The sequence below is a fragment of the Pseudomonas sp. ok272 genome (assembly GCF_900109995.1).
Classification (GTDB): domain Bacteria; phylum Pseudomonadota; class Gammaproteobacteria; order Pseudomonadales; family Pseudomonadaceae; genus Aquipseudomonas.
Genome location: NZ_FOCB01000008.1, coordinates 128,129 through 142,977 on the forward strand (window position 1 = coordinate 128,129; position 14,849 = coordinate 142,977).

16 protein-coding genes are annotated in these 14,849 nt (G+C 61.1%); 9 read left to right on the forward strand and 7 right to left on the reverse strand.

Annotated features, from left to right (window positions below):
* Positions 1-78 precede the first annotated feature (78 nt).
* The 3 genes from ampC to sthA all read left to right on the forward strand — a co-directional run bounded on the left by ampC (position 79) and on the right by sthA (position 4,016).
* Positions 79-1,242, forward strand: a complete 1,164-nt coding sequence (ampC, locus tag BMW74_RS13615) for a class C beta-lactamase (RefSeq protein WP_093420985.1) — start codon at positions 79-81, stop codon at positions 1,240-1,242.
* 181 nt (positions 1,243-1,423) lie between these two features.
* Entirely contained in the window at positions 1,424-2,410 is a 987-nt protein-coding gene (locus BMW74_RS13620) for an FAD:protein FMN transferase (RefSeq protein WP_256562572.1), read from the forward strand.
* Between the two features lie 211 nt (positions 2,411-2,621).
* Positions 2,622-4,016: a Si-specific NAD(P)(+) transhydrogenase gene (gene sthA, locus BMW74_RS13625; protein WP_093420990.1), complete on the forward strand. Its 1,395-nt coding sequence runs from the start codon at positions 2,622-2,624 to the stop codon at positions 4,014-4,016.
* Positions 4,017-4,058: 42 nt separating this feature from the next.
* Here the strand turns inward: sthA and BMW74_RS13630 are convergent, their stop codons facing one another.
* Together BMW74_RS13630 and BMW74_RS13635 are read right to left on the reverse strand one after the other, a co-directional pair.
* A complete protein-coding gene (locus BMW74_RS13630; RefSeq protein ID WP_093420993.1) occupies positions 4,059-4,781 on the reverse strand; it encodes a glycerophosphodiester phosphodiesterase in 723 nt (240 codons plus the stop codon).
* Positions 4,782-4,794: 13 nt separating this feature from the next.
* On the reverse strand, positions 4,795-5,376 hold the full coding sequence (locus tag BMW74_RS13635; RefSeq protein ID WP_093420997.1) for a PilZ domain-containing protein: 582 nt from the start codon (positions 5,374-5,376) through the stop codon (positions 4,795-4,797).
* Between the two features lie 94 nt (positions 5,377-5,470).
* On the opposite strand from BMW74_RS13635, the gene BMW74_RS13640 reads away from it, so the two are divergent.
* The 3 genes from BMW74_RS13640 to BMW74_RS13650 all read left to right on the forward strand — a co-directional run bounded on the left by BMW74_RS13640 (position 5,471) and on the right by BMW74_RS13650 (position 8,720).
* Positions 5,471-6,721 carry a lipoprotein-releasing ABC transporter permease subunit gene (locus tag BMW74_RS13640; RefSeq protein WP_093421001.1) on the forward strand — a complete coding sequence of 417 codons (1,251 nt, stop codon included), beginning with the start codon at positions 5,471-5,473 and terminating at the stop codon, positions 6,719-6,721.
* Positions 6,722-6,728: 7 nt separating this feature from the next.
* Positions 6,729-7,412: a lipoprotein-releasing ABC transporter ATP-binding protein LolD gene (gene lolD, locus BMW74_RS13645; RefSeq protein WP_175479217.1), complete on the forward strand. Its 684-nt coding sequence runs from the start codon at positions 6,729-6,731 to the stop codon at positions 7,410-7,412.
* A 63-nt stretch (positions 7,413-7,475) separates the two neighbouring features.
* Entirely contained in the window at positions 7,476-8,720 is a 1,245-nt protein-coding gene (locus tag BMW74_RS13650; protein ID WP_093421011.1) for a lipoprotein-releasing ABC transporter permease subunit, read from the forward strand.
* Positions 8,721-8,818: 98 nt separating this feature from the next.
* Here the strand turns inward: BMW74_RS13650 and BMW74_RS13655 are convergent, their stop codons facing one another.
* A complete protein-coding gene (locus BMW74_RS13655; protein ID WP_093421016.1) occupies positions 8,819-10,180 on the reverse strand; it encodes a heavy metal sensor histidine kinase in 1,362 nt (453 codons plus the stop codon).
* Positions 10,180-10,860: a heavy metal response regulator transcription factor gene (locus tag BMW74_RS13660; protein WP_093421021.1), complete on the reverse strand. Its 681-nt coding sequence runs from the start codon at positions 10,858-10,860 to the stop codon at positions 10,180-10,182. Before BMW74_RS13660 ends, BMW74_RS13655 begins: the two co-directional genes overlap by 1 nt.
* A gap of 155 nt (positions 10,861-11,015) precedes the next feature.
* On the opposite strand from BMW74_RS13660, the gene BMW74_RS13665 reads away from it, so the two are divergent.
* Together BMW74_RS13665 and queF are read left to right on the forward strand one after the other, a co-directional pair.
* Positions 11,016-11,561, forward strand: a complete 546-nt coding sequence (locus tag BMW74_RS13665) for a copper-resistant cuproprotein CopI (protein ID WP_093421026.1) — start codon at positions 11,016-11,018, stop codon at positions 11,559-11,561.
* Between the two features lie 61 nt (positions 11,562-11,622).
* On the forward strand, positions 11,623-12,453 hold the full coding sequence (gene queF / locus BMW74_RS13670) for an NADPH-dependent 7-cyano-7-deazaguanine reductase QueF (protein ID WP_093421030.1): 831 nt from the start codon (positions 11,623-11,625) through the stop codon (positions 12,451-12,453).
* A gap of 45 nt (positions 12,454-12,498) precedes the next feature.
* Here the strand turns inward: queF and BMW74_RS13675 are convergent, their stop codons facing one another.
* Positions 12,499-12,762 (reverse strand): DUF4404 family protein, encoded by a 264-nt coding sequence (locus BMW74_RS13675; RefSeq protein ID WP_093421036.1) that lies wholly within the window; start codon positions 12,760-12,762, stop codon positions 12,499-12,501.
* Between the two features lie 123 nt (positions 12,763-12,885).
* A complete protein-coding gene (locus tag BMW74_RS13680) occupies positions 12,886-13,506 on the reverse strand; it encodes an HAD superfamily inactivated hydrolase PcrP (protein WP_093421040.1) in 621 nt (206 codons plus the stop codon).
* 200 nt (positions 13,507-13,706) lie between these two features.
* Here BMW74_RS13680 and BMW74_RS13685 point away from each other — a divergent pair, with 200 nt between their 5' ends.
* Positions 13,707-14,396 (forward strand): MlaA family lipoprotein, encoded by a 690-nt coding sequence (locus BMW74_RS13685; protein WP_093421045.1) that lies wholly within the window; start codon positions 13,707-13,709, stop codon positions 14,394-14,396.
* A 59-nt stretch (positions 14,397-14,455) separates the two neighbouring features.
* Here BMW74_RS13685 and BMW74_RS13690 read toward each other — a convergent pair whose 3' ends face one another.
* Entirely contained in the window at positions 14,456-14,755 is a 300-nt protein-coding gene (locus BMW74_RS13690; protein WP_093421050.1) for a PilZ domain-containing protein, read from the reverse strand.
* Between the last annotated feature and the right edge of the window lie 94 nt (positions 14,756-14,849).

Sequence of the window (14,849 nt, forward strand, 5' to 3'; positions counted from 1 at the left end):
GCGTTTTTGTTTGTGGGGGTTGAATCGAGAGGATGGCTTGGGCTTTTTTGCTCCGATAAAGACGTGGAGGTGTGTTGCATGAACTTGATCCAAAAGCGCTGTACTGCCTGGCTTGCGTTGGCCTGCGTGAGCGCCTTCAGCCAGGTCGCCATGGCCGCTGCCCAGACGTCACCCATCGATAGCGTCGTGCAAAACGCTGCTCGGGACGTCATGCAGCGCTACCACATTCCCGGCCTGGCCATTGCCGTCACCCACGACGGCAAGCGTCAGTTCTACAACTTCGGAGTGGCTTCCAGGGACACGCAGCAGCAGGTCACGAGCGCAACGTTGTTTGAAATCGGCTCGATCAGTAAAACCTTCACGGCAACCTTGGCGACCTATGCCCAGGCCAATGGTCGGCTTTCACTGGCGGACCATCCAGGCAAGTACCTGCCTGAGCTGGCGGGCAGTGCGTTCGACCAGGTGACATTGCTCAACCTGGCCACCCACACCGCCGGTGGTTTCCCCTTGCAGGTCCCGGATCAGGTGCAAAACCACCCGCAACTGATGCAGTACTTCAAGGCGTGGACGCCCACCTACCCGCCGGGAACCCAGCGCACCTATGCCAACCCCAGCATCGGTATGCTCGGGCTGCTGGTGGCGGACAGTATGAAGCTGCCATTCGCGGATGCCCTGGAGAAGCAACTGTTCCCGCAGTTGGGCATGCGCAGTAGCTTCATCAACGTGCCAGCGAACGCAATGCCGCGCTATGCCCAGGGCTACAACAAGCAGGACGCGCCGGTCAGGTTGAACCCGGGCGTGCTGGGTGACGAGGCCTATGGGGTGAAGACCAGTTCCGCGGACCTGATCCACTTTGTCGAGGCCAACCTGGGGATGGTCAAGGTTGAGGCAATTCTGGGCCAGGCGCTGGCACAGACGCGCGTGGGTTACTTTCGGGTCGGGGCCATGACCCAGGACTTGATTTGGGAGCAGTACGGCTATCCAGTGGCATTGGCGACGTTGCTGGAAGGCAACGCCGACCCGATGATTCTTGAGAGCCATGCCGTCACACCGCTGAGTCCGCCGCTGCCGCCTCAGGAGGCGGTCTGGATCAACAAGACTGGCTCCACGGGTGGGTTCTCGGCCTACGTGGCGTTTGTGCCTTCGAAAAAACTTGGCATCGTGGTGCTGGCCAACAAGAGCTACCCCAATGAGGCGCGGATTCGCCTGGCCTACCGGATTCTGAGCGAGCTGGATCGCTGAAGCCCCCGCCGCTGTGGGCACCATGGCGGAATGAGATTCACCGTTCGACGATCGATAAAAAGCAGGCAGCGATCTGTCACATAATGGCCAGCCCTGGAAAGTGCTGACTGGCAGGGCAGACAATTAGCGGGAGACGTCGGTGGCATTGCGCAGTGGATGGAAGCGGGCGGTTGGATGTGCGCTGTTGGCCAGTGGACTGGTGGGATGTGGCCAGGGTGAGTCCCAGGTGCATTTCGCCGGCCCGACCATGGGCAGCACCTATTCGATCCAGTATGTGCGCCGTGTCGGTGATCCGGGTTTGGCCGAGGTGAAGGCGCAGGTCGAGGCGATCCTGGCCGAGGTCGATCAGCAGATGTCGACTTACCGCAGTGACTCCGACATCTCACGGTTCAACGCGTTGCCGGGCAACAGTTGTCAGGTGATGCCGGCATCGGTGCTGCAGTTGGTCAGGGTTGGCGAGCAGTTGTCAGTGGACAGCGACGGCGCCTATGACCTGACGGTCGAGCCGCTGATGAACCTATGGGGCTTTGGTCCACAAGGTCGGGAGGAAAAGGTCCCGAGTGCCGCGGCCCTGGCGCAGGTGCGCGCGCGTGTGGGGCATGCGCACTTGCGGATCGACGGCGATCAGTTGTGCAAGGACGCGCCGGTCGAAGTTGATTTCGACAGCATTGCCGCGGGCTACACCGTCGATCGCATCGGTGAAAAACTCCAGGCCATGGGCATCGACAGCTTTCTGGTTGAGGCCACGGGGGAACTCAAGGTCGTCGGTAAGAAGCTCGATGGCAGCCCCTGGAAAGTTGCCCTGGAGGAGCCCCGCGATGATCGGCAGGTGATCGAGCGTGTGTTGGCGCTGGACGGATACGGGGTCTCGACGTCGGGAGACTACCGCAATTACTTCGAGCAGGACGGCCGGCGCTATTCCCACACCTTTGATGCCCGCAGCGGGGCGCCGATCCTGCATGACCTGGCGTCGGTCACGGTGATTCACCCTCAGGGGGTGCTGGCGGATGGCTTATCGACGCTGTTATTGATCCTGGGGCCCGAGCGAGCCTGGGATTACGCGGCCAAACACGGTGTCGCGGCATTTTTTGTGATGCGTACCGATACCGGGTTCGTCACACGAACCAGTCAGGCTTTTGAGCGCCTGAATGCTGGGAAAACCCCATGAACAGCGTTTCAATCGCAAGGATCGCTGGCGTTGTAGCGCAGGCAAAACTAGCCTACGACGCGACCAAGGGTTAATGTGCGCGGCGTTGACGCTTCTATAGACTGTTCCTGGGTTTTCGACTGACCCCAAAATTGTTCCTTCATGCCGCATGGCCGGCATGATTTAGCCGCAGGTGCCAACGGGGTGCCGCGGCCTGTTCTGAGGAGTACGCATGGCTGTCTACAACTACGACGTGGTGGTGCTGGGTTCCGGCCCCGCAGGAGAAGGTGCGGCAATGAATGCCGCCAAAGCAGGGCGCAAGGTGGCGATGGTCGATAGTCGTCGTCAGGTTGGCGGCAACTGCACTCACCTGGGCACTATCCCGTCCAAGGCGTTGCGGCACTCGGTCCGGCAGATCATGCAGTTCAACACCAATCCGATGTTCCGGGCCATTGGTGAGCCACGCTGGTTCTCGTTCCCGGACGTGCTCAAGAGCGCAGAGAAGGTCATCTCCAAGCAAGTTGCCTCGCGCACCGGCTACTACGCGCGTAACCGCGTCGATGTGTTCTTCGGTACCGGCAGCTTCGCTGACGAGCAGACCATCGAAGTGGTGTGCGCCAACGGCGTGGTCGAGAAACTGGTGGCCAAGCACATCATCATCGCCACCGGCTCGCGTCCGTATCGCCCGGCCGACATCGATTTCCACCACCCGCGTATCTACGATAGCGACACCATCCTCAGCCTCGGCCACACCCCGCGCAAACTCATCGTTTACGGCGCGGGCGTGATCGGTTGCGAATATGCCTCGATCTTCAGCGGCCTGGGGGTTCTGGTTGAACTGGTGGACAATCGCGGTCAGTTGCTGAGCTTCCTGGACTCGGAGATCTCCCAGGCCCTGAGCTATCACTTCAGCAATAACAACATCACCGTGCGCCATAACGAAGACTACGACCGTGTCGAAGGCGTGGACAACGGCGTGATCCTGCACCTCAAGTCCGGCAAGAAGATCAAGGCCGACGCCTTGCTCTGGTGCAACGGACGTACCGGTAATACCGACGCGCTGGGCCTGGAAAACATCGGTGTGAAGGTCAATGGCCGTGGCCAGATCGAAGTCGACGAAAGCTACCGCACCTGCATCCAGAACATTTACGGCGCGGGCGATGTGATCGGTTGGCCAAGCCTGGCCAGTGCCGCCCATGACCAGGGCCGCTCGGCCGCTGGCAGCATCATCGAAAACGGTAGCTGGCGCTTCGTCAACGACGTGCCCACCGGGATCTACACCATTCCGGAGATCAGTTCGATCGGCAAGAACGAGCAGGAACTGACGCAGGCCAAGGTGCCGTATGAAGTCGGCAAGGCGTTCTTCAAGGGCATGGCCCGGGCGCAGATCGCCGGTGAGCCACAAGGCATGCTGAAGATCCTGTTCCACCGCGAGACGCTGGAAGTGCTGGGCGTGCACTGCTTTGGCTATCAAGCGTCGGAGATCGTGCACATCGGCCAGGCGATCATGAACCAGCCGGGCGAGTTGAACACGCTGAAGTACTTCGTCAACACCACGTTCAACTACCCGACCATGGCCGAAGCCTATCGGGTAGCCGCATACGACGGCCTCAACCGGCTTTTTTGAGTGGCTCCGGCCGGTGGCCTGAGCCGGCCGGGGAGACCGATTTCAGCAATTCTCAAGGGTGGCAATGGCCAAACCGGGAAAGTCTGTAATCAGGCTGTCAACGCCGAAGTCAGCGAGCCTGCGCATCAGCGCGGGTTCGTTGACCGTCCACACCGACACATGCAGCCCCTGGCGCTGCGCCTTCTCCAGGCGTTCCGGCGTACACAGGGTCCAGTTCAGCGCCAGAATCTCACAGCCATAGCTTTGCGCGACCTTCAGCGGGTCGAGCCAGGCGTATTCGGCCACCAGCCCACGGGACACGTCGGGCACCAGGTCTAGGGCCGCTTTCAACACTTCCCGTGAGCTTGAGGTGATGGTCACCTTGTCGAGCAGACCGTGCCGTTGGGCCATTTCACGGATCGCCAGCACGGTGGTGGCGGCGCGGGTGCGCGAGGCACTTTTGACTTCCAGCTGCCAGTGCTCGAAATCGCATTGCTCGAACAGTTCCTCTAGCGTTGGAATCGGGCACGGCGTGATCCAGCCCGGCCCGCCCTTGCGCGCATCGTAGGTCACCAGGTCCGCCGCCGTATGCTCGACGACCTTGCCGCGACGGTCAGTCGTGCGCTTGAGCGTCGGGTCGTGAATGACCATCAGTTCGCCGTCCATGGACAGGTGCAGGTCCAGTTCGCAACGGCGCACGCCGTGCTTGAGGCATTGCTGGAAGCTGGTCAGGGTGTTTTCCGGTGCTTCGCCTTTGGCGCCGCGGTGGCCGTAGATAAGGGTCACGATGCTTCCTTAGTTAATTGCCGGATTCAGTGTGTTCACGGGCCAGGCGTCGTTCCTGGGCCTGTCGTTGCAGGATATAGCGGGCCAACAGTTGGCGCTGGGCATCGGTCAAGTGTTCGAACTCGGTGCCGATGTCAAAACCAGTGCCCTTGGCGTCGCAATGGGTCACGCGTGCGCGCAGCAGCAGGCCAAGGGCTTGCGGCATGAGCACCAGCTTGACCGCCAGGCGACTGTCGGCGGCAATCGGGGTCGGGTGCTGGAAGTCGATCCCGCCCTCGGAAATGATCACTGGCTGTGGTGCGCCGATCTGCCCGAGCACCGTCAAGGCCACCACCTGGCCCAGCAGGTCGATGCGTTTGTTCAGGACTTTCAGGTACGCGGCAGTGTTTCGATCGCGTTCGCTGATCTGGCGCAGCAGGTGCTGGGATTCGAATTCGCTCAGGTGCAGTTCACTGAGCAGGTTGAATAGCGGCGAAGTATCTTGCAACACTTCCTGGCCTGTAGCGGCGGGGCCGGACAGGGGCTGAATATCCAGTGCGATCGTGTCCTCGATACGGTAGTATTCGCGGCGATCTGCTTCATCTAGTGTCGACATGGCGAACCCATGGTAGCGGCGGTGGTCTGAGTGTAAAGCTGGATATCGACCCCCGCCACAAGGACGTTCCTTTTCCCTCCGAACAAGCCCCGACATGTTCAGACCACTCTTCGTATTTATTGGCACGCGTTATACCCGTGCAAAGCGCCGCAATCATTTTGTGTCATTCATTTCCCTGACGTCGATGATCGGGCTCGCCCTTGGCGTGGTCGTGATGATCGTGGTGTTGTCGGTCATGAACGGCTTCGATCATGAGATGCGCACCCGTGTGCTGGGCATGGTGCCCCACGCGACCATCGAGTCCGGCGAGCCGATCGGTGATTGGCAAAGCCTGGCCGCCAAGGTCAAGCAGAATCCGCAGGTGCAGGCGGTCGCGCCGTTCACCCAGATGCAGGGCCTGCTGACCAACAACGGCCAGGTGTCCAAGGTGTTGCTCAATGGCATCGACCCGGCGCTGGAGCGGCAGGTCTCGATCATCGACAACTTCATGCAGCAGGGCAAACTCGACGACCTGGCGCCGGGCAGCTTTGGCATCGTGATCGGTGACAAGGCCGCGGCCAAGCTGGGCGTGGCGATCGGCGACAAGCTGACCTTCGTCGCCCCGGAGGTCACCGTGACCCCGGCCGGGATGTTCCCGCGCATGAAGCGCTTCACCGTGGTGGGCATCTTCCATGTTGGCGCGGGAGAGATCGACGGCTACCTGGGGATCACCAATCTCGACGACCTGGCACGCCTGCACCGCTGGAAGCCGGAACAGGTGCAAGGCTTGCGCCTGAAGTTCGACGACTTGTTCCAGGCCCCACGTACCGCCTGGTCGATTGCCCAGCAGTTGGGTGAGAACCACTATTACGCCCGCGACTGGACCCGCACCCACGGCAACCTGTACCAGGCCATCCGCATGGAAAAAGCCATGATCGGCCTGCTGTTGCTGCTGATCGTTGCGGTTGCAGCGTTCAATATCATCTCCACGCTGGTGATGGTGGTGAACGATAAGAAGGGCGATATCGCGATCCTGCGCACCCTCGGTGCCACGCCGGGCACGATCATGGCGATTTTCATGGTCCAGGGCACGGTAATCGGCGTCGTTGGTACCGCGATTGGTGCGGTGGTGGGGATGTTGGCGGCGCTGAATGTCAGCGCGGCCATCTCTGCTCTTGAAGGGCTGATCGGGCACAAATTCCTTAACGCTGACGTGTACTTCATCGACTACCTGCCTTCGCAATTGCAGGCCCAGGACGTGTTGATGGTCTGCGGCGCGGCGTTGGTCCTGAGTTTTCTCGCCACCCTGTACCCCGCCTGGCGTGCTGCACGCACCCAGCCGGCGCAGGCGCTACGTTATGAGTGAGTCGGGTATGACTGAAAAAGCAATCTTGAGCTGCCGCGACCTGGGCAAATCCTACGAGGAAGGTCCGGAGTCGGTGGTGGTGTTGTCCGGTTTGCAGCTGGAGTTGCATCCGGGTGAGCGCGTGGCGATTGTCGGCACCTCGGGGTCGGGCAAGAGCACCTTGCTCAACCTGCTGGGCGGGCTTGATACGCCGTCCAAAGGGAGCGTCTGGCTGGCCGGTGAAGAGCTGTCGGCACTCAATGAGAAGGCGCGTGGTCAACTGCGCAACCGCTCGTTGGGGTTCGTCTATCAGTTCCACCACTTGCTGCCCGAGTTCACGGCGCTGGAAAACGTCTGCATGCCGCTGCTGATCGGCAAGACCGCGATCCCCGAGGCTCGCCAGCGCGCCACGGCGCTGTTGGAACGGGTCGGTCTTGGCCATCGCCTGGAGCACAAGCCGGCGGAGTTGTCCGGTGGCGAGCGCCAGCGTGTGGCCATCGCCCGGGCCCTGGTGAACAATCCCGGCCTGGTGATGCTCGACGAGCCGACCGGCAACCTCGATGCTCACACCGCCCAAGGCATCCAGGACTTGATGCTGGAACTCAGCACCTCGATGCGCACGGCGTTCCTGGTGGTGACCCACGACATGAACCTGGCACGTCAGATGGACCGTGTATTGCACCTGCAAGAAGGTTGCCTCACGTCCATCTGATGGCTTGCAACCCGGCGCCTGAAAAGGTGCCGGGTTCTTTATTTCTATACGGTGCCCCCGCCAATGTTCAGACCGTTATCGATCTTTATCGGCATGCGCTATACCCGCGCCAAGCGCCGCAATCGCTTTGTTTCGTTTATCTCGATGACCTCGATGATCGGCCTCGCCCTGGGCGTGCTGGCGATGATCGTGGTGCTGTCGGTGATGAACGGCTTCCAGCGGGAGATGAGCTCGCGCATTCTCGGCATGGTGCCCCACGCGACCATCGTTGGCGTCAAGCCGATCGACGACTGGGCGCCGGTGGCCGCAGCGGCCATGCAGCATCCCGAGGTGACTGCCGCCGTGCCATTCACCGAGATGGAGGGCATGCTCTCCTATAAAGGGGCGATGCAGCCGATCCAGATCAGTGGGGTTGACCCGGCGCAGGAGGGCAAGGTGTCCATCGTCGCCCAGCACATCGTGCAGGGACGTCTGGATGACCTGAAACCGGGCGAGTTCGGCGTGGTGGTGGGGGAGCTCACAGCCCGCAGGTTTCGCTTGAACGTCGGTGACAAGATCACCCTGATCGTCCCTGAAGTCAGCAGTGCGCCGGGCGGCATCACCCCGCGCATGCAGCGCCTGAATGTGGTGGGCGTGTTCAAGGTCGGCGCCGAGCTGGATGGCTCGATGGCATTGATCCACGTCGCCGACGCCGCACAGATGCAGCACTGGGAACCGAATCAAGTGCAGAGCGTGCGCCTGGCAGTCAAGGACCTGTATGCCGCGCCGCAGGTGTCGGCAGCGATTGCCAGTGGCTTGGGCGCCGGGTTCAAGGCCGACGACTGGACCCACACCCAGGGCAGCCTGTTCAGTGCCATGAAGATGGAAAAGACCATGATTGGCCTGTTGTTGCTGATGATTGTCGCGGTAGCGGCGTTCAATATCATCGCGACCCTGATCATGGTGGTGAACGACAAGGGCGCGGACATCGCGATCCTGCGCACCATCGGCGCCACGCCACGGCAGATCATGGCGATCTTCATGGTTCAGGGCACGGTGATCGGCATCGTTGGCACGCTGATTGGCGGCATCCTCGGCGTGATCGCGGCGTTGAACGTCAGTGAGTTGGTGGGCTGGGTGGAGCGCGTCAGCGGCCAGCATATCTTCAGTTCCGATGTGTACTTCGTCAGCAACCTGCCTTCGGAACTCCAGGGGGGGGACGTGCTGTTGATCTGTTCCGCCGGTTTCATCCTGAGCTTCCTGGCTACCGTCTACCCAGCCTGGCGGGCGGCGAAGGTCGAGCCGGCGGATGCCCTCAGGTATTCGTAGGGCCTGAAGCCGCTATCGCCGGAAAGCCGGTCTCGCTCCCACAGGATCTTCACCTTGTGGGAGCGAGCCTGCTCGCGAAGAGGCCGCCATCACCGACCTCACGCCTTCTGCGGCAGTTCAATCACAAACCGCGTCCAGCCCTGGCCTGATTCGCAACGAATCGTCCCGCCATGGGCGCGGATGATCGACTGGGTTATCACCAGTCCCAGCCCCGCATGTTCACTGCTGCCTTCGTGGCGCGCCGGGTCGGCACGGTAGAAACGGTCGAACAAGCGCGGCAGCAATGTCTGCGGGATGCCTTGCCCGGTGTTTTCGATGCTCAGGCTCAGTCCCTTGCCCTCATCAACAATCTGCAACTGAATGTCACCTTGGGGTGGGGTGAAGCGCAGGGCGTTGTCGAGCAAGTTAGAGAGCGCGCGGCGCAGCATGTTGCGATCACCGAGGAGGCTGGCGTTGCCCCGGCGAGACAGTTTGATCTGGGCGTCCTCGGCCAGGGGCGCATAGAACTCCAGCAGTAGATCCGCTTCCGCCGCCAATTGCAGCGGCTCGCGCTTGGGCATCAGCAAACCGTGATCGGCCTTGGCCAGATACAGCATGTCGTTGACCAGTTGCGCCATCCATTGCAGTTCTTCGAGGTTGCTGTGCAGGGCTTCGCGATAGTCCTCAAGCGCTCGGGGGCGGGTGAGGGTGACTTGGGTGTGGGTCAACAGGTTCGACAGCGGCGTGCGCAGTTCATGGGCAATGTCGGCGGAGAACGCGGACAGGCGCTGGAACGAGTTGTCCAGTCGCCCGAGCATGGCGTTGAAGGCGTGGGCCAGTTCGGCCAGCTCCGGGGGCATCTGTTCTTCGGGCAGGCGTTGGGTCAGGGAGCTGGCGGATACCCCGGCAGCGACCTCGCTCATGCGTCGTAGCGGGCGCAAGCCGCTGCGAGCGGCCCAGGCACCGAGCAGCGCGGTGGCCAGGGCCGAGAGACCGACGGTCAGCCAGATTAGGTGTTGCATGCGCTGCAAGAAGTGCTGGTGATGGGTGATGTCCAGGAACAGGGTCAACTGAGCAGCCTCGGGCTTGTCCGGCTCAAGCGGCACACTGTAGACGCGATAGGCGGTGCCGGCGCTTTGCAGGCTGTAGAAGCCAGGCGGGGTGGGCAGCTTGAGGGGCACGTTCACCGCGTTGTCGAACCACTGGCTGCCGTCGGCGCCACGGACCCTGAGCGCCAGGTCGGTTTGATGGCTCATTTCATCCTGCAATTGGGGCTTTCGGCTGGCAAATAGCGCCAGGGTATCAGCCCCCTGCAGCGCACTTCGCAGGGCGACCAGCTTGCTGTCGAGCAACTGCTGGTCCAGTTCGATGAAGTGGCTTTCGCTGGCGCGGCTGAACAACACCCCGGCAAACAACGACACCACGGCGGTGCAGGCGGCAAACAGCAGGGCCAGGCGCGTACTCAAGGACAGGCGGCGCATCACGCGGGACGCTCTTCAAGCACATAGCCCATGCCGCGCACGGTATGGATCAACTTGTTGGGGAAGTCATCGTCAATCTTCAGGCGCAGTCGGCGGATCGCCACTTCGATCACGTTGGTGTCGCTGTCGAAATTCATGTCCCAGACCTGGGAGGCAATCAGCGACTTGGGCAGCACTTCGCCCTGGCGGCGCAGGAGCATTTCCAGCAGGGCGAATTCCTTGGCCGTCAGGTCGATACGTTGGCCGTTGCGTTCGACCCGGCGGCGGATCAGGTCCAGGCGCAGGTCGGCCAGTTGCAGGCTGGTTTCCTGCTGGCTCGTGCTGCCCCGGCGCAACAGGGTGCGGACCCGGGCCAGCAGCTCGGAGAAGGCGAAGGGCTTGACCAGGTAGTCATCGGCGCCCAGTTCCAGGCCGTGGACGCGGTCTTCCACGGCATCGCGGGCGGTGAGGAACAGCACCGGCGTATCCAGGCCGGCACCGCGCACCGCTTGCAGGATCTGCCAGCCGTCGCGGCCCGGCAGCATCACGTCGAGAATCAGCAGCGCATAGTCGCCGGTCAGGGCCAGGTGCTGGCCGGTGTTGCCATCGGCCACCAGCTCGGCATTGAACCCGGCCTCGCTCAGGCCCTGGCGCAGGTAGTGGCCGGTTTTCGGTTGGTCTTCGACGATCAGCAGTTTCATGGACGACTCAAGGTAAATGGAACAGGTGCGTTATACCGTGGTGTACCGCGGCGCTGGGCAACCTTACAAAGTTGTAATCTAACCGTCAGCTAGCTGGCAGCGCTGCGCCGGTAGAGTTTCCCACAGGCTGAACCCCATCTTGTTGGAGTGTGATCATGTTTTTGCGTAATCGACTGGTACTGGCGGGCTGTTTGTTGGCGTTGAGTTTTCCGGTCTTTGCCTCGCCGGCGCAGACCTATGCGTTTGGTGCGCCGGCCCCCGCGGCCAAGGCCACGCGTACGGTCGAGATTGTCATGGGCGACATGACGTTCACCCCCAAGGCGCTACAGATCAAGGCCGGCGAAACCGTGCGCTTCGTGCTGGTCAATAAAGGCCAGTTGTTGCACGAGTTCAACCTGGGGGATGCGAAGATGCACGCCGAGCACCAGGCCGAAATGATGAAGATGCAGCAAAGCGGGATGCTCACCCCGACCGGCATGAAAGCCGCGCCAATGGACCATGTGGCGATGGGGCACGGTTCGATGGCCGGCATGGATCATGGCGCCATGACCCACGATGATCCCAACAGTGTACTGGTGGAACCGGGCAAAACCGCCGAGCTGACCTGGACCTTCAAACAGGCCAGCAACCTGGAGTTTGCCTGCAACATCCCCGGTCATTACCAGGCGGGCATGGTCGGCAAGGTGACTGTCAGTCAGTAAGCACTCAAAGGCGGATGCAAAGACTGATAGAATCGGCTGATTCTTCAGTCAGGTTTCCGCCATGCATCCCGCAGCCGAACACTCGCCGCTGGGTAAATCCAGTGAATACATCGCCACTTACACGCCGTCCTTGCTGTTCCCGATCCCGCGTACCGCGAAATGGGCCGAATTGGGCCTGACGGCAGATACCCTGCCGTACAAGGGCGTGGACTTCTGGAATTGCTTTGAACTGTCGTGGTTATTGCCCTCGGGCAAGCCGGTGGTGGCCATCGGTGAGTTCAGTATCCCGGCAGATTCGCCGAACATCATCGAGTCCAAGTCGTTCAAGTTGTACTTGAACTCGCTGAACCAGACGCCATTTGTCGATACCCCGACCCTTGAGGCTACGCTGGTCAACGACCTGTCTGCGGTGGCGGGCAAACCGGTGGGCGTGCGCATTCGCAGCCTGGACGAGGTGCAGGCCGAAGGCGTCGTGGCATTGCCGGGCGTGTGCATCGATGACCTGGATATCAGCGTCAGCAACTACGAACACCCGCGCCCCGAGCTGCTGCGTTGCGATGAGTCGCGCATCGTCGAGGAGAGCGTTCATAGCCATTTGCTCAAGTCCAACTGCCCGGTCACCCGTCAGCCGGACTGGGGCAGTGTCGCGGTGGAGTACCGTGGTGCGGCGCTGGATCATGCCAGCCTGCTGGCCTATCTGGTGAGCTTCCGCCAGCACTCGGACTTTCACGAGCAGTGCGTCGAGCGGATCTTCCTCGACCTGCAACGGTTGCTCAAGCCGGAGAAATTGACGGTGTACGCGCGTTATGTGCGTCGCGGCGGGTTGGACATCAACCCGTATCGCAGCACTGAAGCGGTGCAGTTACCGAACCATCGCCTGGTTCGGCAATAAAAAAAGCCCCGCTATCGCTAGCGGGGCTTTTTCGTATGTGGGGCGTTAGATCCCGATGTTACCCAGGGTCTGCATGATGTTGCGCAAGGTGGCGGCCAGTGCCGGGTGTTCGAGCTCGAAGCGTTCTACGGCCAGATTGACGCCGTCCGCCAGGCTGGTGTCAGGCGACGCCGCTTCCAGTTTGATCTGCGCATCGATCTTGAGCATCAGCTCTTGCAGGTGCTCACGCTCTTCCGTTGTGAGCGGTGGATTCTGCTCCAGTTGCTCGCGCAGAGTGTTGAGCTGTTCTTGCAGTTCGCGGGCAGGCATGGCTACTTTCCTTTTATCGATCGGCATTGGCATAGACCGCCTTGGCGCGCCAAAGGTCTACGTCTGGTCCTTAGATTAATCCACTGGCGAAGGAAGTGCATGATCTTGATCAAGAAGCGTTGGTCAGGGCCTCTCGCCTTTGTGCCGACGAAGACTGATGTCCGAGAGGCAGGTGTCCAGTTCGCCCAGGTGATCGATCACCGAGTGCACGCCCAGGCCGAACAGGTGCAGCGTTGCCTTGCCGCGCTTGAGTTCCCGTTCTTGCTGGCTCAAGGCGTGCCATTCGTGCGGTGCCAGGCCGCAGAGTGAGCCGCACGATGCCAGGCCAATGGTCCACAACCCGGCGTTGAGACCCGATTGCAGCAAGCGCGGTTCGCCGCTGACCAGGATGCAGCCGTCCAATCGCCCGATGTTCAACGCCATCAATGCTTGCCAGCACGCGTCAGGGGAGGGCCATTGGCGGGCATTCAAGGTGCGCGGGCCGGGGCTGATCCAGTCCGGCAGCAGCGCGGTCAACGCGTGGCTTTGGGGAATCGGTAGCTCGTCGAGCCAGGCGCAGGGGATACTTTGCCGTTGCAGGCTCTCCAGGGCATCCAGCGCGCCGGGTGTCAGGTGCGAGCGGTCGACAGGGTGGTCGATGCCCTGGCGGCTACGGGCGCCGAAATCCACCAGGCAGCCGCTCAGTCCAAACAGTACGGCAGTCGGGCTGGGCGTGATGTGGGGGAGGGTTTGAGCGTGGGGCATGTCAACATCCCTGAAATAGTCCCAGAGGCTATTGGTGCTCGATGACAGTTGAGTGACAGGTGGTGAATCAGCCAGGGTCGTCACCGTCGCGGTGTGGGATTTGCTGGGATGCTGCCTAAATGTAATTATCCGTCTTATACTAGCCATCGTATCGCTCGGGCTTTGCGCCCGTGCCAGTAAAATCCAAGGAGTTTCTGCTTATGCGCTGGAGCAATTGCCTGGCTCGACTGACTGTATGTGCCGGTGTCCTTCTGGCCCCATTCGCGGCCCAGGCGGCCTCGGAGGACGATCCTTGGGAAAGTATCAACCGCCCGATCTACACGTTCAACGATGTGCTGGACACCTATGCCCTCAAGCCGCTGGCGCAGGGTTACCAGTTCATCACGCCGAGCTTCCTGGAAGACGGCATCCACAATATGTACCGCAACATCGGTGACGTCGGTAACCTGGCCAACGACATCCTGCAGGCCAAGCCGCATGCTGCCGGCGTTGATGTCTCGCGCGTGCTGATGAACACCATTTTCGGCGTTGCCGGGTTCTTCGATGTGGGCACCAAAATGGGCCTGCACCGCAACGACGAAGACTTCGGTCAAACCCTCGGCTACTGGGGCGTGCCAAGCGGTCCCTATGTGATGCTGCCGATCCTGGGTCCAAGCACCGTGCGTGATGCGCCGTCCAAGTACGTCGACAGCTATGCCGAACCCTACCGTTACATGAACGACATTCCAGCGCGCAACATGGCGATCGGCCTGGACATTATCGATGCCCGCGCCAGCTTGCTGCCGGCTGAGAAGTTGGTCAGTGGCGACAGATACACCTTCATTCGCAATGCCTACCTGCAAAACCGCGAATTCAAGGTCAAGGATGGCAAGGTTGAAGACGATTTTTAACGCTTCACCTGCATAACAAGAAGGCGGCCCATGGGCCGCCTTCTTTGTTTGAATTGTGCTCAGCTCATCCGAAGGATTGTAAGTCCAAGTTTCTGGCTGTCAGTGCCTTGCGCCTTGATCCAGACCACTTCGGTCTCGGCTTCCAGGCCCTTGAGCGCAGTGTGCTCGGATTCGATACGTACCTTCAGTTGGTCGCCAACCTGAAACGAGCGGGCGGCCCGGACCTGCATGCCGCTGCTGGAAAGGTCGATACACACGGCGGGGATCAGGTCGCCAGCATGGATAAGCGTCACATTGGCATCGACCCGCATGCGAATGAAATCGCGCTTCTCACTGTAGTCACGATCGGTTTGGCTCATGGGCTCGATCCTTCCATTGTGTTGGGGATTTAGCTGTTCTTATAACTCCCGGTGATTTGCGAAGTAAAGACGCCTGATGACCATCGGCGTGAGC